20 protein-coding genes, 1 tRNA gene and 1 pseudogene are annotated in these 21,634 nt (G+C 66.2%); 9 read left to right on the forward strand and 13 right to left on the reverse strand.

Going from position 1 to position 21,634, the window contains the following annotated elements; all coding sequences use genetic code 11:
* From ACYCVF_RS16690 to ACYCVF_RS16700, 3 genes and pseudogenes are all read right to left on the reverse strand, one after another.
* On the reverse strand, positions 1–571 hold a 571-nt coding region (locus tag ACYCVF_RS16690), incomplete at its 3' end, for an Hpt domain-containing protein (protein ID WP_459598041.1).
* Positions 572–995: 424 nt separating this feature from the next.
* Positions 996–1,130, reverse strand: a complete 135-nt coding sequence (locus ACYCVF_RS16695) for a hypothetical protein (protein WP_459599722.1) — start codon at positions 1,128–1,130, stop codon at positions 996–998.
* A gap of 91 nt (positions 1,131–1,221) precedes the next feature.
* Positions 1,222–1,431: pseudogene (locus ACYCVF_RS16700) on the reverse strand (response regulator); the annotation flags it as partial.
* A 795-nt stretch (positions 1,432–2,226) separates the two neighbouring features.
* Between ACYCVF_RS16700 and ACYCVF_RS16705 the strand changes: the two are divergent.
* From ACYCVF_RS16705 to ACYCVF_RS16715, 3 genes are all read left to right on the forward strand, one after another.
* Positions 2,227–2,925, forward strand: coding sequence for a Crp/Fnr family transcriptional regulator (locus ACYCVF_RS16705; protein ID WP_459599636.1), 699 nt, complete (start codon positions 2,227–2,229; stop codon positions 2,923–2,925).
* A gap of 156 nt (positions 2,926–3,081) precedes the next feature.
* Entirely contained in the window at positions 3,082–3,456 is a 375-nt protein-coding gene (locus ACYCVF_RS16710) for an Hpt domain-containing protein (protein WP_459598043.1), read from the forward strand.
* A gap of 179 nt (positions 3,457–3,635) precedes the next feature.
* Positions 3,636–3,884, forward strand: a complete 249-nt coding sequence (locus ACYCVF_RS16715; RefSeq protein WP_459598045.1) for a hypothetical protein — start codon at positions 3,636–3,638, stop codon at positions 3,882–3,884.
* A 76-nt stretch (positions 3,885–3,960) separates the two neighbouring features.
* Here the strand turns inward: ACYCVF_RS16715 and ACYCVF_RS16720 are convergent, their stop codons facing one another.
* Complete coding sequence (locus tag ACYCVF_RS16720) at positions 3,961–4,581, reverse strand: LuxR C-terminal-related transcriptional regulator (protein WP_459598047.1); 621 nt, start codon at positions 4,579–4,581, stop codon at positions 3,961–3,963.
* 337 nt (positions 4,582–4,918) lie between these two features.
* Between ACYCVF_RS16720 and ACYCVF_RS16725 the strand changes: the two genes are divergently transcribed.
* The gene (locus tag ACYCVF_RS16725) at positions 4,919–6,091 is read left to right on the forward strand and encodes a hypothetical protein (protein ID WP_459598049.1); all 1,173 of its coding nucleotides are present in this window, start codon (positions 4,919–4,921) and stop codon (positions 6,089–6,091) included.
* A 556-nt stretch (positions 6,092–6,647) separates the two neighbouring features.
* Positions 6,648–7,862: an EAL domain-containing protein gene (locus ACYCVF_RS16730; protein WP_459598051.1), complete on the forward strand. Its 1,215-nt coding sequence runs from the start codon at positions 6,648–6,650 to the stop codon at positions 7,860–7,862.
* Positions 7,863–7,872: 10 nt separating this feature from the next.
* On the opposite strand, the gene ACYCVF_RS16735 is transcribed toward ACYCVF_RS16730, so the two are convergent.
* Positions 7,873–8,733, reverse strand: coding sequence for a DMT family transporter (locus ACYCVF_RS16735; protein ID WP_459598053.1), 861 nt, complete (start codon positions 8,731–8,733; stop codon positions 7,873–7,875).
* A 124-nt stretch (positions 8,734–8,857) separates the two neighbouring features.
* Here ACYCVF_RS16735 and ACYCVF_RS16740 point away from each other — a divergent pair, with 124 nt between their 5' ends.
* A complete protein-coding gene (locus ACYCVF_RS16740) occupies positions 8,858–10,273 on the forward strand; it encodes an aminotransferase-like domain-containing protein (protein ID WP_459598055.1) in 1,416 nt (471 codons plus the stop codon).
* A 90-nt stretch (positions 10,274–10,363) separates the two neighbouring features.
* Here ACYCVF_RS16740 and ACYCVF_RS16745 read toward each other — a convergent pair whose 3' ends face one another.
* The 4 genes from ACYCVF_RS16745 to ACYCVF_RS16760 all read right to left on the reverse strand — a co-directional run bounded on the left by ACYCVF_RS16745 (position 10,364) and on the right by ACYCVF_RS16760 (position 14,225).
* Entirely contained in the window at positions 10,364–10,978 is a 615-nt protein-coding gene (locus ACYCVF_RS16745; protein ID WP_459598057.1) for a GDYXXLXY domain-containing protein, read from the reverse strand.
* Complete coding sequence (locus ACYCVF_RS16750; protein WP_459598059.1) at positions 10,975–12,246, reverse strand: DUF2157 domain-containing protein; 1,272 nt, start codon at positions 12,244–12,246, stop codon at positions 10,975–10,977. The genes ACYCVF_RS16745 and ACYCVF_RS16750 overlap by 4 nt, the downstream gene beginning before the upstream one ends.
* 311 nt (positions 12,247–12,557) lie before the next feature.
* The gene (locus ACYCVF_RS16755; RefSeq protein ID WP_459598061.1) at positions 12,558–13,073 is read right to left on the reverse strand and encodes a nuclear transport factor 2 family protein; all 516 of its coding nucleotides are present in this window, start codon (positions 13,071–13,073) and stop codon (positions 12,558–12,560) included.
* 90 nt (positions 13,074–13,163) lie between these two features.
* Positions 13,164–14,225: an aldo/keto reductase gene (locus tag ACYCVF_RS16760; RefSeq protein ID WP_459598063.1), complete on the reverse strand. Its 1,062-nt coding sequence runs from the start codon at positions 14,223–14,225 to the stop codon at positions 13,164–13,166.
* A gap of 92 nt (positions 14,226–14,317) precedes the next feature.
* On the opposite strand from ACYCVF_RS16760, the gene ACYCVF_RS16765 reads away from it, so the two are divergent.
* Positions 14,318–15,220: a LysR family transcriptional regulator gene (locus ACYCVF_RS16765; protein WP_459598065.1), complete on the forward strand. Its 903-nt coding sequence runs from the start codon at positions 14,318–14,320 to the stop codon at positions 15,218–15,220.
* 106 nt (positions 15,221–15,326) lie between these two features.
* Here the strand turns inward: ACYCVF_RS16765 and ACYCVF_RS16770 are convergent.
* The 4 genes from ACYCVF_RS16770 to ACYCVF_RS16785 all read right to left on the reverse strand — a co-directional run bounded on the left by ACYCVF_RS16770 (position 15,327) and on the right by ACYCVF_RS16785 (position 19,428).
* Positions 15,327–15,402 (reverse strand) — tRNA-Thr (locus tag ACYCVF_RS16770).
* Between the two features lie 100 nt (positions 15,403–15,502).
* A complete protein-coding gene (locus tag ACYCVF_RS16775) occupies positions 15,503–17,311 on the reverse strand; it encodes a heme biosynthesis HemY N-terminal domain-containing protein (RefSeq protein ID WP_459598067.1) in 1,809 nt (602 codons plus the stop codon).
* A 36-nt stretch (positions 17,312–17,347) separates the two neighbouring features.
* On the reverse strand, positions 17,348–18,616 hold the full coding sequence (locus ACYCVF_RS16780) for a COG4223 family protein (RefSeq protein ID WP_459598069.1): 1,269 nt from the start codon (positions 18,614–18,616) through the stop codon (positions 17,348–17,350).
* Between the two features lie 65 nt (positions 18,617–18,681).
* On the reverse strand, positions 18,682–19,428 hold the full coding sequence (locus ACYCVF_RS16785) for a uroporphyrinogen-III synthase (RefSeq protein WP_459599638.1): 747 nt from the start codon (positions 19,426–19,428) through the stop codon (positions 18,682–18,684).
* Positions 19,429–19,577: 149 nt separating this feature from the next.
* Between ACYCVF_RS16785 and tsaD the strand changes: the two genes are divergently transcribed.
* Together tsaD and ACYCVF_RS16795 are read left to right on the forward strand one after the other, a co-directional pair.
* Complete coding sequence (gene tsaD / locus ACYCVF_RS16790; protein WP_459598071.1) at positions 19,578–20,651, forward strand: tRNA (adenosine(37)-N6)-threonylcarbamoyltransferase complex transferase subunit TsaD; 1,074 nt, start codon at positions 19,578–19,580, stop codon at positions 20,649–20,651.
* 2 nt (positions 20,652–20,653) lie between these two features.
* Complete coding sequence (locus tag ACYCVF_RS16795) at positions 20,654–21,634, forward strand: NAD(P)H-dependent glycerol-3-phosphate dehydrogenase (protein WP_459606561.1); 981 nt, start codon at positions 20,654–20,656, stop codon at positions 21,632–21,634.

The following is a 21,634-nucleotide window of genomic DNA, read 5'->3' on the forward strand; positions in this document are numbered from 1 at the left end:
TCGCGGTCTCGCGGAAGGCGCGCTCGAGCTCGTCGAGCGAGACTTCGCCCGGACGCAACGGGCGCTCCAGCGTCTGATCGATCAGCGTGCCCGTGGTCATATCCTGTGCCGGCGCAGGCGCAGCGGCCGGCGCTTCCGGCACAAGCGGCGGCGCTTCCGCAACCGGAGCAGCGGCTGCAGCGGCCATAGCCGCCATGCCTCGCTCGACCATCGCTTCCAGCTGGTCGATGAGATCGCGGTCGTTGCCCTCGGGCTCGGCTTCGGTCGCCTCGAGACCGGCCAGGATCTCCTTGATCCGGTCGATCGAAGCCAGAATCAGCGACACTGCGTCCGCCGTCACCGGCATGCCGTCGCGGAATTTGCTCATCAGCGTCTCGCCGGCATGCGCCAGCGCTTCGAGCCGCGGCAGCCCCAGGAACCCGCAGGTGCCCTTGATGGTGTGAACCAGGCGGAAAATGTTATCCAGGATCTTGGCGTTGTTCGGCTCCTGCTCGAACTTCACCAGCTGATTGTCCACGGTGTCCAGGCTCTCGCTGGTCTCCGTCAAAAACTCCCGCAACAGATCATCCATGAGCTACGCCTTACTGACCTGGACCTGAACTCGACGCCTGAGCCACCGTCGGCACGCACGGACGTCCTGATCGTGGATCGTTAGACATCCCCTTTCACAGTCCCGTTAATTTCATCCTCCGTGCTACTACGGATATTGAAGAGAAGTTTGCGGTTTGACGGCGTGATGCAGCGCTTTTCGGCAATCCGGCTCCGCCTCGCAACGGAGGAGACGTGCGAGGTAAACGGGCCGATAACGGCAGGGCGAGGCGCGCGGGAAACTCCAGCTCGTGAAGAACGATAGAGGCGGCCCGCATGGCGTTGGCTCCGGCCGCCGCGACCGGCGGCGCTCCCGCGCGCTGCGTTTTGGGCTGTGCCGCGGTCTGCGTGGTCCACGCGTGAGGTAAACGAACGATTACGCCCCGGCCATAGCGGCGCCTGCCGCGCTAACCGAGCCCGACGGCCGCGGCGATGTCGCCCTCGGGGCGATGCTCTGCCAGGCAATCGCTGATGACGGCGAGCAGCGCGTGCGACGTAAACGCCTTGCGCAGGCAACGCGTGGCGCCGAGCTCCCGTGCCATCCGGAGAGAATCGGTGCTGGCGAATCCAGATCTGCGAAGCGTGGCCAGACATCGCGATCAGCGGAATGACCGGCGCCCGCTCGTGGAAAATCCGCATCGATTCGAATCCGCGCATATGCGGCATGAAGATGTCGACGATCATCAGATCGAACGTTCGTGTTCGGGGGTCCGCAATGCGCGCTTCACCTCCCTCGGCGATCGTCGCCCGAAATTGTTGCGCTGGAGACAAGCCTCGATGGCCACGCACAGCACCGGTGTCGTCGTCAACGACTAGGATGTGGCGCAGATCTTGTGGCCCCATTCAGGCTTCCCGTTTCGGCGATTTGGCGATTCGACCGTCATCACGCCTTCCCCTTTGCTTTCGATGGAGACATGCGCCGAACGTCGTCTGCGGAAACGGACGAGGCTGCGCGGGCCGCCTTGCGCCCGACGGCCTGCGCGGGTGCAACGCTTTCCGGCTCATGGGGCCACATTGCCGTCTTTTCCTATGTGTTTCTTGCGTGGCGCTGCTTCGCCCACCAGGGAGTCAGCGCGCCTCACTCGATTCCCCCGCGAACGAGACAACCTGTCTGCCCTAACGGGTATATGGACGGCAAGACAACCTTTGGGATATTGTCCGAACGCAGTGCAACTGAATGACGACGAGCACCGCGCCGATCGTCCATCGAACCCGCCGGATTGACCTGCATGACCACGAGCGGTGCCCAGCCCCAATCAGATGCCGCAACTATTGACGCGACGGAGTGCCGTTTCGGCGGTCGCACATGCGCTCCAGCGGGCCGGCATCATTCCGTGCAGCCGCAGCCAAATCGATATCGTCGATCTGCGGGCGTCGATGACGATGTCCTGCGGCTGCTGTTCGGGGGTGAAGGCCTACCACCTGCACTTGATGGGAGCCGTGCCGTGGCTGGAGCACGGCACAGTCCCTGCGCGCCAGCGCGCAGGCAGCGTCGCAGGATCAACCGGCACAGTCGGACAACTTGTCCCAATTGCCAATATATCCCGGCATGAACATGATGAAAATTGACCCACGCAGGACCTTGGTTTCGCCTCGCGATTTGAAGTTGCAGGAAGGGGAGAGGCAGCTTTGGAAACGATGGTGCGTCCATCCAACGGTTTTCTGTCCGCACTGTCGGCAGACGACTATGAATTGATCCGACCGCACCTGCGAACGGTCGACCTGCCCCATGATGCGGTGCTGGTCGAGACCGGCGAGACACTCGAGCGTGCCTATTTTCTCCACCGCGGCGTCATCTCGCTGGTCGTGGCTCTGGCCAAGGGCGAGCATGTGCAAGTCGCCATGATCGGCCGCGATAGCCTGCTCGGAACGCTCTCGATCATGGGCGATGCGTGTGCATTGAACACCGCCATTGTGCTGGTTCCCGGCGTCGCCTCGGTGGTGGATCTGGATCGGCTGCGGATCGCCGCCGACCAGAGCAGCACCCTGCGCACGCTGCTCACGCGCCACGGGCTGGCGATCTTCGCCCAGGTGCAGCAGACCGCGGGCTGCAACGCCGCTCATCCGGTGGAGTCGCGGCTGTCGCGGTGCCTGTTGCACACTCATGATCTGTCGTGCGAACCCCGGCTGCTGCTGACCCAGGAGACCATGGCACGGATGATCGGAGCGCGGCGCAACAGCGTGTCGCTCGTCGCCAACTCCTTGCAGCAGGCCAACTTCATCCATTACAGCCGCGGACACATCCAGATCATCAACCTGGACGGCCTGCGCCAGACGGCGTGCGAATGCTACGCCACCGTGAAGGCGCAGTACGACCGGCTGTTGGGCGTGCACTGAACGCCGCGGTCGACTGGTAAACCACCGGCTAATGCCGGCCTGCAAACACCGGCCGTCCTGCTACCGGAACTGAAATTCGAATGGCGTAGACCCGAGGCAGGCGTCGCACCGCCACGTACCGCGCGACAGCGAACCCTGATCAGGTCAGGAAAGGCCATGTTTGATGCAACCATCGCGCCTGCGAAGGCGCTCGATGCCGAACCCGCGCGCGAGCCGCGCGCCTACGAGGCGCTGGTGCGCGAGATCGGCGAGGACGGCGCCTTGGAGGTACGCGGTGTGTTCTGGACCGAGACCTGCGCGCGTCTGCAGCTGTTCCGCACGCTCTCGCTTGCTCAGCACCACGCCAGGATCGCGCGCGAGGCGCATTCGTTGAAGAGCGCGGCCGGAACGTTCGGCTATGTCAGGCTCGCAGCGCTGGCGCTGCGGCTGGAGAAGACCGTGGATGGTCTCGGCGACGACGAATTCCGCGCGCTCCTGGGCCTGATGGAGGCCGCCTACGCCGCCGCACGCGCGCAGGAGCCGCAGGTCTAGAGCACGAGACGGAATTCGCACGCCCGCGTTGGCGCGCTTTGCCTGCGCGAACCGGTATCACTTCACTCGAAAACGCTCCGCCACAGGCTGCGCCAAGCCCGCCGTACTTCTACGGTTTGGGATTTTCACGGATGGCTAATCATAGCTGGCGATAGTCCCGGAAAACCAGGAGGGTTTTCATGTTCACCTACGAAACCGCAGACCAGAAGGAGGTTCGTCGCTTCCGCATCGCACAGTTCAACGGCCGGATGGCGACGGTGAAGACTGGCGAGACGATCGTGACCGGCTTCGTACGTTCGGTGCTGGAGCAGGAGTCGAGCATGCCCCCCCGCTGGACCATCACGATCATTCCGAACGCGCCGAAGGACGAGATCAAGCCGCTGCGTCCCGCCTCGCGCGCACGTCCGTTCACTGAAGATTATTTCTGAGCGCGACAGGCTTCCAAGCTTCTCCAGAGACGTCCAGCGCCTCGCCGCACCCGCCTGACGACGCAATCCGCCTGCCTCAGTCGATCGAATGCAGCAGCGCCGCTCGGACGAGGTCCGCGGTGTTGCGCGCCCCGAGCTTGCGCATCGCCTCGGCGCGATGGCTCTCGAAGGTGCGCGGACTGATCTGCATGCGAAGTGCGCCCTGCTTGTTCGAATAGCCTTCGCTGATCAGCCTCAGCACCTCGCGCTCGCGCTTGGTCAGCCGCTTCTGGCCCGACGGCCCGAGGAGTTCGGCGCTCGGCACGCGCTGGGCCTGCTGTGCGCGGGCAGCCTTCGATTCTGCCTCCTCGGTGCTGGACGGTATCGGTAAGCTGCCCTTGTGAGGGCCGGCAAGCTGCTTGACCAGTCCGCAAACGCGCTCGGTCTGTGCCAGCGCGTTCTCCACCACCCGCTGCAAATAGGCACGATCGCCGGTAGCGGGCGCTAGCTGGTCGCTGTGATGCTTGATCTCGCCCATGTAGAGCAGGAGCGCAGTCAGGGGGCCGTTGAGCTCGCGGGCGATGGCAGCGGCCATTTCGTCGGCCGCCTTGGCACGGATGGCGCTCAGGCGGATATCGGGCTCTTCAGCTGAAGGAGCGGCGCCTTCGTGCCATTCCGACGGCCGCGAATCGGTGGCCGTATCGTTCTGTGACTCCATGCGGTTGGTGTAGCGGAACCCGGGCCGGTCTGTGGTTAACTTTTTGCTCCGTAAGACTACGGTGATTTAGGCCGTTTTGCGCTAAAATGGCGACTTAGGCACAATTTGTGCTTGCGTGGCCTCGTATTCGACCACGCAGGGGTTGAGCTTTCCGCCAAGATATTGGGCGGAGAGGCGGAAAACGCCCTGGCCACCGCCCTCCGCCGAGATCCGACCCCTTGGGGTTTTACGGATTAATTAACGGCCACTTGCTTCTCTAGGGCGGTTGAGAGCGCGCAAATGCCTCCACGCATGGGGCCCGCAAGCCCGCGGGACACGCTGCGAAAGATTGCGTGCAATGGACGAGATCGATCGGCTGTCGGAATTCCTGCAGAGGCTCACGCCGCTGTCGCGCAGCTGTCTGCTCAGCGAGCTCGAACGGCTGGAACTGTGCGGCATCGACATGCCGGGTTCAGCCGCCATCCAGTCCCGCTTGCGCGCCGAGTTCCGCAAGGACGGATCGACTCAGGCGCGCGCCACCAACCCGTCGCGCTATTTCTTCGCGCCGCTCGAGCTGTTCCTGATCGACGGCGCGCCCGAGCACGCCAACATGGGGCGGATCTCGCGCAACACCCTCACCCCGATCTGGGAATGGATCTGCCGCGACCTGCTGCCGACCATGGCGCGCGACTACATCAAGGCGATCACCGACCAGGTCGCGGCCAACAACCCGAAGGAAGTGCAGAAGATCGCGTCGACCTTCCAGACCAAGGTCGTCAAGGTCCTCGAGAACACCGTTACCTCGTCCGAGAGCACTGAATCTGCGCGAGCCAAGCTCGCGCAATACACGGCCTCGCGCACCGCCTTCGACGACGTCTTGAAGATGCTTCTCGTCCTGCGCGCAGGCGATGCGCTGCCGAAGTTCAACGAGAAACTGCCCGGGACAATCGCGAAGTTCGACGACGGTCAGGTCGTGCAGATCACCGCGCAGCTCGACGCCTTCAAGAAGGCCCATCCGCAGGCACTGCACTTCGCGCTGGCGCTGGTGGCGCGGCGCCTGAAGACCTCCTGGCAATTGATGCGGCTCGCCACCAAGCCCGCTGCGAGCAAGTCCGCCGCGGACGTTGCCGCCACGCCCTATGCCTGCGTCGTCCCCATGGTGCTCGACCGGCTCGACGACAAGCGCCTCGCGCTTCGGGTCGCGCTCCGGAACAACCGGGTGCTGGTCGCCCGCGACCTGCTCGCCGAAATCTACGACACCGAATATGCGCTCAAGGTCCGCATCGACGGCATCGAACATTGCGACTGGGGCGTCCGTCTCCAGCAATTGATGGACGCGATTGCGGCGTTGGTATCCGCCGAGGTGAGCCGCTTCCCCGCCAATGTCGGCCACATTCTCGGATCGCGGCGGCTGCGCAGCCATGACACGCTCGGCGGCAAGCTGACTTACCTGGCCTGGAAGGGACGCGACGCGATGCAGGACGGTGCGGCGGCGTTCCGCAAATTGATCGGGCAGAACCCGGCGCACTAAAGCGCGATGCGATTGGGGTGATTCGTCATCGCGGTTCAGGGTTGCGGATCAGGCGTGATCTTTCCGGACGATTGCTGCGCACCTTTGCGGATCATGTCTCAATGCGGCGCGCGGGGCACGCTCAGGAAGCGGTCGAGAAACCGCCCTGACAGCACGAACCTGAACCACCAATACATCATACGCCGCGTCGTCATTGCTGGAGTCCTTCGACAGCCCACCACCGGCTCCGCGGAGCACTAACGCAGGTTCCGCAACGCGCGTGTGATGCACTTCACATTCGCGGCGTGGCGCCCGCGCATGTTGTCGCATATCCGTCGCGAGCGAAAACAAGACATTCGCGCATCGCGCGAAGCGAATTTGACCACGATCCTCGCAAGCAAACGCGTCGCCGCGCGCGCTCCTGGGTACCGAATTCCTCTCGAGAGTAATGTCGACAAATTAGCTCGAATTGCAGGGCTTAACGTTACTCAGATAATTCAAGAACGATCTGAAGCTCTCCTTATTTGGACCCACGCTCGCCGTTTAAGAAACCGTCACGGAACGGGAGTGGTGTACGATGAACGATGGGATGATTGAACTCGTCGGACGAAGGCCTGTGACCTTCGGACGACGGAAGGTGACGCCGCGCGCCTGCGTGGCCGACAGCAAACGTCACCTGCGCGCCTTCCTCAGCGAAATTCTCGAGGATCTCGGCTTCGTCACCTGCGAATGCGCCAGCGCGGACGAGCTGCAGACCGTGCTCGCCGCCGAATTGCCGGACCTGATCCTGCTCGGCGTTGCCGCCGACGGCATCGAGCCGGGCAGATTCCTGGAAATATTGGTGCGCGAGGCATTCGGCGGCAGGGTCCTCGCCGTCGGCGCCCGCGATTCGATCATCGTCAAAGCCGTGCGGCAGGTCGGCGAGGAATATGGCCTCGCGATGCTGCCGCCGCTCACCACGCCCTTTGCCGCGGAGACGCTGCGCGAGCGGGTTGCGATGCTGCTGCCGGACGAGCCGGCGCCCAGCCCGGCCGTGCATGTCGGCGAGGCCCTGCACGCAGGCTGGCTCGAACTCTGGTACCAGCCCAAGATCGACGCGCGCACCCTGACCCGCTGCGGCGCCGAGGCGCTGGTGCGGATGCGGCATCCGACCTGGGGCGTGGTGCCGCCAGCCTATTTCATCCCGGAGCCGCACGATCCGCATTTTCGCGGCCTGTCGGAATTCGTGATCGATCGCGCCGTGCAGGACTGGCACTATCTCCTGGAGCAGCAAAGCCCGGTCGATCTGTCGATCAATCTTCCCGCCGCCTATCTGAGCGAGCCGCAGGCGGTGCGCGACCTCTGCCGGCGCGTGCCGACGCATCCTGCCTTCGGCGGGCTGACGGTCGAGATCGACAGCGAGGAGGCGATCCGCGAGCTCGATCTCCTGACGGAGGTCGCGCGCGAGATCGGCCTGCACAATATCGGCCTGTCGATCGACAATCTCGGCGCCAACTGGCCGTCGCTGATGGGGCTGGACAGGATTCCCTTCGTCAAGCTGAAGGCCGACCGGCAATTCGTCACCGGCAGCGGCGGCGATCGGCTGAAGCGCACGGTGTGCCGTCACATCGTGGAGCTGGCGCAGGGTTTCGGCGCGCGCGCCGTGGCGCAAGGAGTCGAAAGCCGCGCCGACCTCGTCGCGGCGAACGAGGTCGGCTTCGACCTCGTGCAGGGCTTCCTGTTCGGCAAGCCGATGCCGCTGAAGAAGTTCGCAAGGAGCGCGCTGACCCGGACGGTGATGGGGCAGGCGTGAGGCACGGGCCTCACGCAAACCGGCGCGCGAAGAAGACGCAGACCACCACGAGCGCGGTCGCGGCAATCATGCTCCAGGCGACCGGCTCGTGCAGCAGCAGACCTGCGAGCGCGAGACCGAAGAATGGCTGGAGCTGCTGCAACTGGCCGACACGGGCAATGCCGCCGGTGGCGAGCCCGCGGTACCAGAAGATGAAGCCGACGAACATGCTGAAGACCGAGACGTAGGCGAGCCCGATCCAGGCGGGCACGCTAATCCCGATCCAGGCGGACGGCCACGTCAGGATTGCGAGCGCCGCCATCAGCGGCAGCGCGAGCAGCAGCGCCCAGGAGATCACCTGCCAGCCGCCGAGCCGGCGCGACAACGCGGCGCCTTCGGCATAACCGAGGCCGCACAGCACGATCGCGGCCACCATCAAGAGGTCGCCTGCGAGCGAGGCCGAACCGTCGCCGGAGAGCGCAAAGCCCGCCACCGTGGCGCTGCCGAGAACGGCGAACAGCCAGAACAGAGGTTTCGGCCGCTCGCCGCCGCGCAGCACGGCGAAGATCGCGGTCGACAGCGGCAGCAGGCCGATGAAGACGATCGAATGCGCCGAGGTGATGTGCTGGAGCGCGAGCGCGGTCAGCAGGGGAAAGCCGATCACGACGCCGATGGCGACGATGGTGAGGGACGCGAGATCCTCCCGCTGCGGCCGGCTCTGCCGGAGCAGGCCGATCACGGCCGCAGCGATCAGCGCCGCGATGACGGCGCGCGCCGACGTCAGGAACAGCGCCGAGAAGCCGCCGACCGCAACCCGCGTCGCCGGCAGCGAGCCGCTGAAGATGATGACGCCGAGAAGCCCGTTGCCCCAGCCGCTGCCTGCAGATTGCATGTCAACTCATTCCCTGGCGCGGCCATCTATCTCCTTCGACCATGGCAAATCCAGCGACAATCCCATACAATACAAGGAAACTGTATTGGTATGGAAGCCGTACACATTGGGCGCTGATGCACGCATGAGGGGCCGCAACGGCACGCGGACCGCTGACGTCATGAGCGCGGTCCGCGCCAAGGTCGCGGGCCGCGCGCTCAGCGCAGGCGACCGCCTGCCCTCGATCCGCAGCCTTGCCGCAACGATGGACGTTTCGCCCTCGACGGTGGTCGAGGCCTATGACCGGCTCGCGGCCGAAGGCCTGATCCGCGCGCGCCGCGGCTCGGGCTTCTATGTCTCTCCGACGGCAACGCCGCCGCTCGCGCTGGCGGAGGTCGAGCCGCGGCGCGACCGGGAGGTCGATCCGTTCTGGGTGTCGCGGCAGTCGCTCGACGCCGATGCAGCCGTGCTCAAGCCGGGTTGCGGCTGGTTGCCGACAGACTGGATGCCGGAGGCCGGCTTGCGGCGGGCCATCCGTGCGCTGGCGCGCGCCGACGAGAGCCTGCTGACCGACTATGGCAGCACGCGCGGCGCACTGGCGCTGCGCCGGCTGCTGATCACGCGGCTGGCTGAAGATGCAGTTGAAGCGTCAGTCGACCAGCTCATGCTGACGGGCTCGGGCACGCAGGCCACCGACCTCGCCTGCCGCTTCCTGCTCCGACCCGGCGACACCGTGCTGGTCGACGACCCCTGCTACTTCAATTTCCGTGCGCTGCTGCGGGCACATCAGGCGAGGATCGTCGGCGTGCCCACCACGCCGTCGGGCCCGGACGTCGCGCGGTTCGAGCAGATCCTGGGCAGCGAACGGCCGCGGCTCTACATCACCAATTCAGCACTACATAATCCGACGGGTGCGACGCTGTCTCTTGCCACCGCGCACCGGCTCTTGACCGCGGCCGCAGCGCACGACCTCACCATCATCGAGGACGACATCTTCGGCGACTTCGAGCCGGAGCGTTCGCCGCGCCTGGCCGCGCTCGACGGCCTCACCCGCGTGATCCGCATCGGCAGCTTCTCCAAGACGCTGTCGGCATCGGTGCGCTGCGGCTACATCGCGGCCCGCGCCGACTGGATCGAGCATCTCGTCGACGTCCAGGTCGCGACCAGCTTCGGCGGGCCGAGCCCGGTCGCCACTGAGATCATCGCAAAGGTCCTGGCGGGCGGCAGCTATCGCAAGCACATGGACGAGCTCAGGCATAAGCTCACGCGCTCGCGTCGCGACGTCGCGCGAAAGCTTCAGGCGCTGGGCATCGAACCCTGGCTGATGCCGCGCGGCGGCTTCTTCCTGTGGTGCCGCCTCGCGGGCGGACAGGATGCCACTGCCGTTGCGCGCGCCGCGCTGGATGAGGATGTCGTGCTGGCGCCGGGCAACGTGTTCAGCGTGTCGCAGTCGGCGCCGGACTTCATGCGCTTCAACGTGGCGCATATGAGCGATGCGCGGGTCTGGGACGTGCTGCGACGGGCGTTGAAGGCGGGCGAACGACAGACATCTAAAGCATGATCCGGAAAAGTGTGCAGCGGTGTTCCGAAAAGACCATGCTCAAACAACAACCCGAGGCGCGATGACGACCCATCCTGATCTCATCGCGCTTCAGTATAACGGCTCTTCGTAGACGGGCTCGCCATCGAGCAACAGACGCTTGATGGCAGCCCGGCCTGACGGCAGCACGGCGGCGACGATCCGCAGCTTCTGCTGGTTGCGGGCATCCTCGAGCTTTCGGCCCTCGCCTTCGGGCACGAAATAGCTTTCGAGGCCATATTTGATCGGTAGCTTGTCGCAGAAGCGGCGCCGGTCTGCGCCGCAGGACCCGCCGTAATTTCCGACGCGGCCGCGGATCAGCACCTCGGGCGCCGTGACCGTGACGGGCTCCGCATGCACCGAGACCGCTTGGTAAAGGCCGTCGGCATTGGGCGCGAGCTTGACGAACACATCAGGGTGGCGCGCGTCGGCCAGCTTGCCGGCGAGCGCCCCCGCCGGCACTTGCGAGATGTCGTAGCGGAGCACGACATAGTCGCCGCGCAGGAGATCGCGGGGATCGACCGGCTGCGTCTGCAACGTCACCTCGGTGCCTTCCCGCAGGATCTGCATGCGATCGGCGACCATCAGGACCAGCAGCGCGCATTGCAGCAGGACGGCGACGCCGAACAGCACGGCTTTCGGAATGCGTTGCCAGAGTTTTGCGGCGGATGTGGCCAGCTCGATCATCGCGCGGCCCTCGGCATCAGGCGGTTGAGCGCGGTCGCGAATGCGATGGCGATGATCCCGGCCGCCGCAAGGAAGACCGAGCGGCGCAGCAGCGAGCCCTTCACGGCCCAGGTGATGCCGGCGATCACGCCCGCGATGCCGAGCCAGCCGGCAATGATGCGCGGGCGCACCTCGTCGAGCATGCCGGAAACGACCAGGCACAGCATGGCGCAGAGCAGCGCGGCATAGGAGAACCATGGCTCGCCGGCCGCAGATGCCGGCCAGAGCGGCGCGGCGATCAGCACGAGGGCGATCGCGCATCCCGCCAGGACTTCACCGATGCGCCTGGTGATCCCGGCCGACACGAGAGCAAGGATCACGCCGGCAGCACCGCACAGGATCGCCCACAAGGGTTGGGCGGGCACCGTGGCGGTCCGGAGGCGGATGATGTCGTCGACGGTCGTCACTTCCAGGACGGCGACGCCGGCCAGCGACAACGCTCCGTAAATCGACACGACCGTTCCGAGGCGGAGCGCCCTCGGCGAGGGTGCCGCGGCGATCGCGAGCCCGGCGCCGAACAGCAGGGCCGCACCGTTCGCGAGCACGAATGACGGCTGGGCTCCGTCGAGTTCGAAGCGCAGCGACGTCGCGATCCACCACGGCAGCACTGCGAGCGCGACGAGATGAGCCGCCGCGCGCGAATTCCAGGCGAAGGCGAGGCTGGCTGCGACCAGCCAGACCGCCACGAACGGAAGATGCAGGACGTCGGGTGCATCATAGGTCCGCATGCAGGTCCAGATGCTGGCGGCGACAAGCCCGACCGCGAGCGCACCGCGCGAGCCGGTCAGCCCTGCCGCGGCAAATGCGCCGATCGACCACAGCAGCATGCCGCCGGCAAAATCCTCGCCGAGATGATACATCTGGCCAACCAGCGCTATACCCGCACCGAAGATGATCGCTCCGATGCTGGCGCAGAGATCGGCGAGAACATTGCGGCCCTTCGCAGCGAACCACGCGCCGAGACCGCCGGTGACGACCATGCCGGCGAGCAGGATCGCGAACCGCAGCAGCCGCGCGATCTCCGTCCAGTGCGCGGCGACGAAGGCGAGGAACGCGGCCGCGATCAGCAGGCCGCCGACGATGGCGACGACCACGGCGATGTTGATGCCCGCGGGCAGTGGCGGCAGCGCATGGCGGATGGAGGCCGCCGCCGCCGGCGCGATCACGCCATCGGCCTCCCATCGCGCAAGATCGGCTTCGAGGCGCTGCCGGTAAGATTTGTCGAACATGGTTGGGGATCACTGGGTCTCGCCGGATGGCGGGACCTTGCTAGGTCGGATCGTGCGGGGAGTGGGTTCAAGGCGGGGGGAATGAGGGCTTTGCCGGGCCAGATAACGCTTCAGATAACAATAACGTCGAAAACAACCCCATGCACAGTAGGCGACCGCTGCAAGATCAATGACTTACGCGGCGACCTGAATCGGACACGCGCCGGGCCTCGCGCGTCTGCAATCGGTCGGTCCCGAGCGCGTCCACAATGCGATAATTTCGACCCGAAGCTGGCGGCCGCATGCCGATCGAGTCGGCTCGCGCGCCAGCGCTATTGCGCGGACGGGGGAATGCGCCGCAGGATGTCGTCATAGGGTGCGAGATCGAGATAGGCCGTCACCTCCGCCGCCTTGCCGTCCTGCATGCGCATGATCCACGAATAGCTGTTCGCGTAAGGCTTGCCGTCGCCTGCCACGCCGCTGCCTTCCCAATGCGCGATCACGTGGTCGTCATCGGCAAAGATCCTCACGGCCGTCGGACGGACGGGTGTCGACAACCGGTTCGCGAACGGGCGGACCGCTCGATCCAGGAACACATCGCGCCCTCGGAATTCGCCGGCGCTTGGGCCGGATCCCTTGATGCGCCACACCACGTCGTCGTGCAGCAGGTCATTGAAGAAGCTGGTTCCACCCGCCGCCCAGCGGTCGAACGCATCGACGACGATTCGCTTGTTGTCGTCCTGCACTGAGTTGGCCTGTCCGCAGGGCGCTGCCGTTGTCAGGCTGGATGCCGTGAAAATGACGGCGTAGACGCACCACGCGAGTGCGCGATTGAGCATGGCTGCCATTGGTGTCTCCCTTTCTGGTGCAAAATGCCGTCCTGCCCCGAAGTGATGCACACGTGTCGGCCGAACCATCGCCGACATGTTGCTCTCGATCTATCCGCGCCGTGCGATGGTCGAGCCGCCAAAGATGAGTTGCTCGACCATCGGCCGGCGCAAGAATCGGCCTGGAAAGATCGGATCCGGCGCGGTGGCCTGGTCGAGTCGCGCCATCTGGTCAGGAGAAAGCGACATTCCGACTGCGCCGAAATTGTCTTGCGCCTGGTCCAGCGTGCGCGCCCCGATCACCGGCGAGGTGACCGCAGGATTCGCCAGCGTCCACGCAAGTGCCACCTGCGACGACGTCGCGCCGAGCTCGGCGGCGATGGATCGCACGGCTTCGGCGGCTTCCAAGGATCGCTCGTTGAGGTGGCCGGACGAGGCGATGACCGAGGCCCGTGTCGTTCCGACCGCTCGTGCCTGGGAATCCCTGACGTCGGCCCGTGTGTACTTGCCGGTGAGCACGCCGCCGCCGAGGGGCGACCACGGCAGCACACCGAGGCCGAGGGCGGCTGCCAACGGAATAAGCTCGTGTTCAACGGTGCGCTCGATCAGACTGTATTCGATCTGCAGGGCAACGAAGGGCGACCAGCCGCGCAGGTCTGCAATCGTCTGCAGCTGTGAGATGCGCCAGGCCGGTGTGTTGCAAATGCCGACGTACTGGACTTTCCCGCTGCGCACGAGATCGTCGAGGCCGCGCATCACTTCATCGGGCTGCGTCGTCGCATCCCAGCCGTGGAGATAGAGCAGGTCGATGCGGTCGGTATCGAGCTGCCGCAGGCTCTGCTCCACCGATCGCATCATGTTGAGGCGGTGGTTACCGCCCGAATTGGGATTGCCGGGATCGCGCGCCATGGTGAATTTGGTCGCAAGCACGAGACGGTCGCGCTTGTCCCGGGCGAACTGGCCGACGAGGCGCTCGGAAGCGCCGTTGGTGTAGTTCACCGCCGTATCGATGAAATTGCCGCCGCGATCGACATACAGGTCGAAGATCCGCCGGGCCTCGCCGGCATCGGCTCCCCATCCCCAGTCGGTTCCGAAGGTCATCGTGCCCAATGCGAGCGGCGAGACGCGCAAACCGGAGCGGCCAAGCAGGCGGTATTGATCAAGTGCTGTCATCATTGCCTCCATCGGATGGCCGGGAGGTAGCTCTCAGCGAAAGGTGAGACAAGTTGGCCAATGATGACCAGGGTGGTAAGCTCAGCTAACCAATGATCACCGACCTCAATCTCGTCGCCGTTTTCATCGCGGTCGCGGAAGCGAAGAGCTTCCGTGGCGCCGCCGAGCGGCTCGGCGTGACGCGATCCGCCGTGAGCCAGTCCGTCCGACGCATGGAAGATCGGATCGGCGTGGCTCTCGTCCAGCGAACGACGCGCAGCGTCAGCCTCACCGAAGCCGGTCTGCGCTTGCACCAGCGCGTGGCGCCGGCGCTCGCCGAAGTCGAACAGGCGATCAATGGCGCCCGCGACCGTGACGCGCAGCCGACCGGGCAGCTGCGTCTCGCTGTTTCATCGATCGCCGAGCGATTCATTTGCGGCCCGTTGCTTGCCGATTTCACCCAGGCCAATCCCGGCGTGCAGGTCGACGTGACGGTGACCGATGAGGAATTCGACATCGTCGCTGAAGGGTACGACGCCGGCGTTCGGCTCGGCGAGGTGATCGAGCAGGACATGGTAGCCGTCCCGGTCTCAGGCGAGCAGCGCCAGCTTGTCGTGGCCGCGCCGGCCTATCTGGAGCGCTTTGGCACCCCCTCTCATCCGCGCGAACTTCCGCAGCATTGCTGCATCGGCTGGCGGCCGGCGCCGCATGTGGCTCCCTATCGTTGGGAATTTGCCGAGGACGGACGCGAGTTTGACGTCGCGGTGGAGCCGAGGATCACGACGAACGACATGTGGGTCATGGTGCGGACCGCGTGTGCGGGAGGCGGCCTGACGTTCGGCATGGAAGACACCTTTCGCCCCTATATCGAACGAGGAGAGCTGGTGCCCGTGCTGGAGAACTATTGTCCGTTCTTCCGCGGCTTCTTCCTCTACTTCCCGGACCGGCGGAATCTTCCGCCGAAGCTGCGCGCCCTGATCGATCATGTGCGTTATCGGTCGAGCGGAAAGCGCTAAATTTAGCACGCCGTAGAAAATCGAAATCTCAGGATCGACGAGATTTCCAATGCGTTCGAGCATCCAATGGCGGCGCTTCAAGCCGCTAAGTCGGAGGATTGGAGGCTGGTGCCGCAAGAGGGATTCGAACCCCCGACCCCGTCATTACGAATGACGTGCTCTACCGACTGAGCTATTGCGGCGAACCCTGCCGGAGCCCGGACGATACCGGCCCCGATACGCGCGCTCCTGATATCGGGCACGGCCCGAATTGGCAAGGACAAGCGGGAGGCGAAATGTGCCTCACGCGCCCCAGCGGGACCAGAATCCGCGCCAACCGCCGGCCTGGGCCTTCGGCGTGCCGATTTGTTCCGTAAATTCATCGCTCGGGCCGTCGTCGTCGATCCCGGGATCGTCAGGTGCGCGGACGATCGGGATGACGGCCTGGATCGGTGCCGAGACCGGCTTGCCGAGATCGGTCCGGGTTCGGAAGACCGGCGTTGCCGCCGGAGGCGACGATTCGGCGGGCGCCGGGGCCGGTTCAGCCAGCTCGGAGGGCGTGACCACCGGCTTTTCCTCCGGGACCTCCAAAGCAGCGTCCTTTGCAGATTCCGCCAGGGTTTCCTTCGAGGTTTCCTTCGAGGCTTCCTTGACCTCAGGGGGCGAGTTGTCCTGGGCGGCCGGTGTCGGGGCCGCAGCCGCCACTGCCGGTTCCACCGGGATCTCGCTTGCGGGTGCCGCCACCCGCTTCGGCGGCGGAGCGGCCAGCATGGCTTCCTCGAAGGCCGAGGATTCGATCATCGCGCCCCTGTCCGAGGGCAGGCTCGCGACCGGCGTCTGCCACTGGAACGCATCGAGGCGGCCGGTGACCGGGGAGACCGGACGCCAGCGGTCGCTGACATAGCCGTCCGCCGTCCAGGCGGGATCGAGGCGCGCGCGCACCGCGCGCAAGGTCCAGGCGCGGGCGCGGCCGCCGTCGCCATGCTCGGTGCGCTCGAGCTCGGCCATCAGCAGCGCGACGCGCTGGGTCGGATCCTTGAGATAAGGCGCGAGCACCTCGCGCGCACGGGCGAACTCGGAGGCGTCGATCGCAGCGCGAGCGATCGCGAGCTGGCCTTCGAAATGACCGGGCTTGTCGGCTGGCGCTTTCGCGGCGAGAGTCTCGACCCGCTGCAAGCGATGCCAGGCCGTGTCGCCGAGCTTCACATGCGCATAGGCATCCGCGAGATCGGGATGCGGATTGGCGAGCCAGGCGGCCTCCACCAGCTTCATGGCACGGCGCACCTGATGCGCCTCGCTCTCGAACTTCGCCGCGAGCACCGCCGCCGGCACCAGGGTCGGTGCGAGCTTGACCGCTTCCATCGCACTCTCGCGCGCGACGTCGCGGTCCATCGTTTCCAGTTCCAGCGCGCGCGCGGTGAGCAGGACGCCGCGCTGCCGGCGATAGGTCTGCTTGTCGATCTGCCCCGCGCGCAGATTCGAGTCGAGGATCGCCAGTGCGCCGCTCCAGTCGCCGCGCGCGCAACGGAAGCCGAGCACCGCATGCGAAGCCCAGGTCGAGGACGGCGACAGCCTGATCGCTTCCTCCGCGATCATCACCGCGCCGACCGCATCGTCGGCGCGCTGCGCCTCGATGAACAGGCCGCGCAGGCCGAGCAGCCGCGTATCCTCGCGCTCGGCCATGACGCGGAAGACGCGCTGCGCCTCGTCGCGATTGCCTTCGAGCTGGGCCGACTGCGCGTGCAGCAGCAGCGCGAGCGGATCGTTCGGCGCATGCCGCCGCGCCGCGTCGGCGTGACGGCGGGCGAGCGCGGGATCGCCATGACCGATCGCGAGCAGGCCGTGGGTGATGGCGTGGCGGCCGCGGGCCTGGCGTTTTTCGTGGCGACGGCGACGCAGGCGGCCCGGCGTGCGCCAGATCATCGTGAGAATGCTCCAGACCAGCACGACGGCCGCGGCAAACAGGCCAAGCAGGAACACGAACCTGGGAAGCGTCGTCGAGATTCGGAAACCACCCGCGGTCAGCACGAGATCGCCGGGCTGATCGGCAACCCAGGCCGCGCCGGCCGCCGCGAGCGCGATCAGGACGAGAAAGAGGACGATGCGAAGCATGGCGATCCCTATACGCGCCGATTGTTGCGCGACCGTTTACTGAAGAGGCTTGACCGGATCAGACTTTGCAGGATCGGACTTTGCAGGATCGGATTTGGCGAGATCCGCCATGGCATCGTCGGCGAATTTGCGGGAGGCAGCGAGCGCGGCTTCGCGAGCATCGGTCTTGTCGAGCCAGGCCTGCGCCGGGGCGCGATCAGCCTCGGGAAGGGTCTTCAGTTCACGCCGCGCTTCCGCGAAATCGTTGCGGAGCGCAGCCGCCGTCACGCGCGCAACGATGGCGCCGCGATCGTTGCCGACCCTGTCGGTGCGCTCGATGCGAACGAGTTTCGACGCTCCCGCCTGGAGACGCTCGACGATGCCCGCGTCGCTCGCCGGAGCTTCCGCCGGCGGCGACAGCTTCGGCACGATGTTGAGGAGCTCGCGACTCAATGCGACCGGCGTCGGAATGCCGGACGATGCAAACGCGTCGAGCGGCTTCAGCATGTCGGGCTTGGCCGCAAGCGATCGCGCCGCAGTCAATTGCGATTGATAGGGATCGCCGTGGCGAACGGCGACATCGAGCAGGGCCGCCGCCACCACGTTGCGCAGCGGCTTGTCGTCCACCGTCATGGCGGCGGCGATCTTCTCGCCCTGCTGCGCGAGCTCGGCGCGCTCCGTCTTGCTGGCGCGCTCGAGCTGGGCGATCCGGTCGAAGACAGCGGTAAGATCAGGCGCTGCGGCAGGCGACCCCGCTTTCACGTCGTTGAGGGCGTTCGCGGTCCTGTCGGACTGCGCACGCAGACTGGCCATGTCGCTGCGCAGGCTGCTTGCGGATTTCTCCAGCGCGTCAATCCGCGCCGCCGTGGCCGGATCGGCTGCGGGCTTGCCGGCCTTGGCTTCAACCCCGGCTATGCGTGCGCTCAGCGCATCGACGGACGCACTGGTGACCTGCGGCGCGGCAGGCGGCGCCTGCACCGCGGGCCAGCCCAGCATCCAGCCGACCGCGATCACGACCGCCGCTGCGGCGGCGCCGGAGAATGGCGCAACGACCCAGGGGGAAATCGGCGCCGACACGGGTGCGGCCGCTGCGGAAACCTGCTCCTCTGCAGACTCGGACCGAGGCTCGGCCTTGATCTCTTCCGATCCCGGTTCTTCGAACCCGGCCTGCTCCTGCGCGGCCTGCTCGGGCGCCTCGGGCTCGCCCGCGACCTGCTGCGGCTGGGTCGAGACTTCCGTCGCCTCAAGATCGATGGTGGGCGGGGTGCGCCTTGCACGACCCTCGTCGGGCGCCAATCCAGCGTCTTCAGGCTTGTCGTCGGCCATCGTGACGGTTCCTCACACTTCCATTACCTGGGTGAACTAGATTGCGTCGGATTCGGCCTGACCTCTTACGCCAAACGGGTGCGCAACGCACGCTCCAAGGTGTCGAACAAGGCACTTTCGTCCGGCGTCGCGGCCACCAGAACCTGTGACGCGCCAGCGTCGCGCAGCACGCTCGCAACCGTCGCGGACAGGCAGCAATGGGGGATGGCCAGCGCCGAAATTTCGACGCCTTCTTCCCGCGCCGCATCCAAGAACGCTCGTGCGCTGCGACGGGAGTAGTGCAGCACCGTCTCGACGTCGTGGGCGACAAAGCCCTCGCAAACCTCTCGCGGCAGATGCTTGACTGGCGTCATGCGATAGGTCGTTTGCGTGACCACACGGAACCCCTCCGCACCGAGTTCGCCGCCGAGGTCGCGCGACAGATCCGCGCCGGCGAGATACAGCAGCGTGCTCTTCTTCTTCAGCACCTTGTCACGCACGCTCTGCATTACCTTTTCGCGCAAGGAAGCAGCATCGCCGCCGGCGACGATCACCTCGGTAAAACCGGCCTCGCGCGCCGCAGCAGCCGTATGCTCGCCGACCGCAAACAAAGGCAGCTTCAGGAGATCGAGATCCGGCAATTGCGGCGCGAGGCCGCGGATGGCGTTGGCTGAAGTGACGAGAACGGCGCCATAGGGAGCTTCACTCTCGCCATGGAGGGCGACCGGCTCGAACTTGAGCGCCGGGGCCAGCAGCACAGCATGCCCGCGCGCGCGCAGGCCTTCCGCCGTCGCCTCGTTGTCGGGATGCGGCCGTGTGACAAGAATGGACATCGCTGGTGTTCCCGAACCACGTGGCGGACGCATTGACCTGGACGGTCGCGCGTCACGATTGCGCAAGCCGACCTCGGGATGCTACCGGACGTACCAGAACTCTGCTTTATGGATGAGCGCAAGGGCGCAAATTGGATAACAATTCGCCAATGCTGGTGCTGGGCATAGAAACCACCTGCGACGAAACCGCGGCTGCCGTGATCGAGCGCGCGCCTGACGGCAGCGGCAAGATCCTGTCCAACATCGTGAGGTCGCAGGTCGAGGAGCATGCCCGCTTCGGCGGCGTCGTGCCGGAGATCGCGGCCCGTGCGCATGTCGATCTGCTCGACGGCATCATCGATCGCGCCATGCGTGAGGCCGGCATCGGCTTCGCCCAACTGAGCGGCGTCGCGGCCGCCGCGGGACCCGGCCTGATCGGCGGCGTCATCGTCGGGCTCACCACCGCGAAGGCGATCGCGATGGTGCACGACACGCCACTGGTCGCCGTGAACCATCTCGAAGCGCATGCGCTGACGCCACGGCTCACCGATGGAATCGAATTTCCCTATTGTCTCTTCCTGGCCTCCGGCGGCCACACCCAGATCGTCGCAGTCACCGGCGTCGGCCAGTATGTACGCCTCGGCACCACGGTCGACGATGCGATCGGCGAGGCCTTCGACAAGGTCGCGAAGATGCTGGGACTGCCCTATCCCGGCGGGCCGCAGGTGGAACGCGCCGCGGCAGGCGGCGACGCCACGCGCTTTGCGTTTCCTCGGCCGATGCAGGGACGCCCCGATGCCAATTTCTCGCTGTCGGGATTGAAGACGGCAGTGCGCACCGAAGCGAGCCGGCTGGCTGAGCTCACGCCGCAGGACGTCAGCGATCTCTGCGCGAGTTTTCAGGCCGCCGTAATCGACTCGATCGCCGACCGGCTGAGCGTCGGCCTCAGGCTTTTCCGCGAAAGGTTCGGCGCGCCGCACGCGCTCGTCGCTGCCGGCGGCGTCGCCGCCAATCAGGCGATCCGCAGCGCTCTCGATGACGTCGCAAAGCAAGCGCAGACGCAGCTGATCGTGCCGCCGCCCGCGCTCTGCACCGACAACGGCGCAATGATCGCATGGGCCGGCGCCGAACGCCTCGCGCTCGGGCTGACCGACACGATGGAGGCGCAGCCGCGCGCACGATGGCTGCTCGACGCCGACGCGACGGCACCCGCGGGTTACGGCAAGACGCGGGCGGGATTCTAGCGATGTCGGCGTTCGACTCCGTCGCGGTGATCGGCGCGGGCGCATGGGGCACGTCGCTGGCGGCCGTTGCAGCGCGAGCCGGGCGAAGCGTCACGCTCTGGGCTCGCAATGCGGAGCATGCCGCGCGGATTGCGTCGAGCCGCGACAATCCGCGGCTGCCGGGCGTCCAGCTTGCGCCTGATATCGTCGTCACCAGCGACCTCTCGCTCGCGGCGCGCGCGGACATGCTGCTGATTGCGACACCGGCGCAACATTTGCGCGGCGCCGTCAACATGCTGGCATCGCATCTGGCAAGGCCGGTGCCGATCGTCGCCTGCGCCAAGGGCATCGAGCACGGCACCCACAAGTTCATGACCGACGTGATCGCCGAGGCCGCGCCGCACGCGCAGCCGGCGATCCTGTCGGGCCCGAGCTTTGCCGACGACGTCGCGCGCGGCCTGCCGACGGCGGTGACCCTGGCGGCAAACGATGAGGCGCTGGCGCGCGCGCTCGTGCAGGCGCTCGGTTCGCCGACGTTCCGCCCCTATCACTCCACGGACATCCGGGGCGTCGAGATCGGCGGTGCGGCCAAGAACGTGCTGGCAATCGCGGTCGGCATCGCGGTCGGGCGCAGGCTCGGCGCCTCGGCCCAGGCTGCGCTCACCACCCGCGGCTTTGCGGAGCTGACGCGTCTTGGCCGCGCGCTCGGCGCGCGCAGCGAGACGCTCACCGGCCTGTCGGGTCTCGGCGATTTGATCCTGACCTGCTCGAGCCCGCAATCGCGCAATTTCGCGCTCGGGCTCGCGCTGGGGCGCGGCGAACAGCCTCCCGCTGGCAAGCTCGCCGAGGGCGAGTTCACGGCACCCGTGCTGATCGAACTCGCAGCTTCGCAAAATATCGAGTTGCCGGTATCAGAAGCGGTCGCGGCGATCCTGAGCGGACGACGTACGATCGACGCCGCGATCTCGGCGCTGATGACGCGCCCCTTCAAGGCAGAGGAATAG

Source organism: Bradyrhizobium cedriense, from assembly GCF_054602315.1.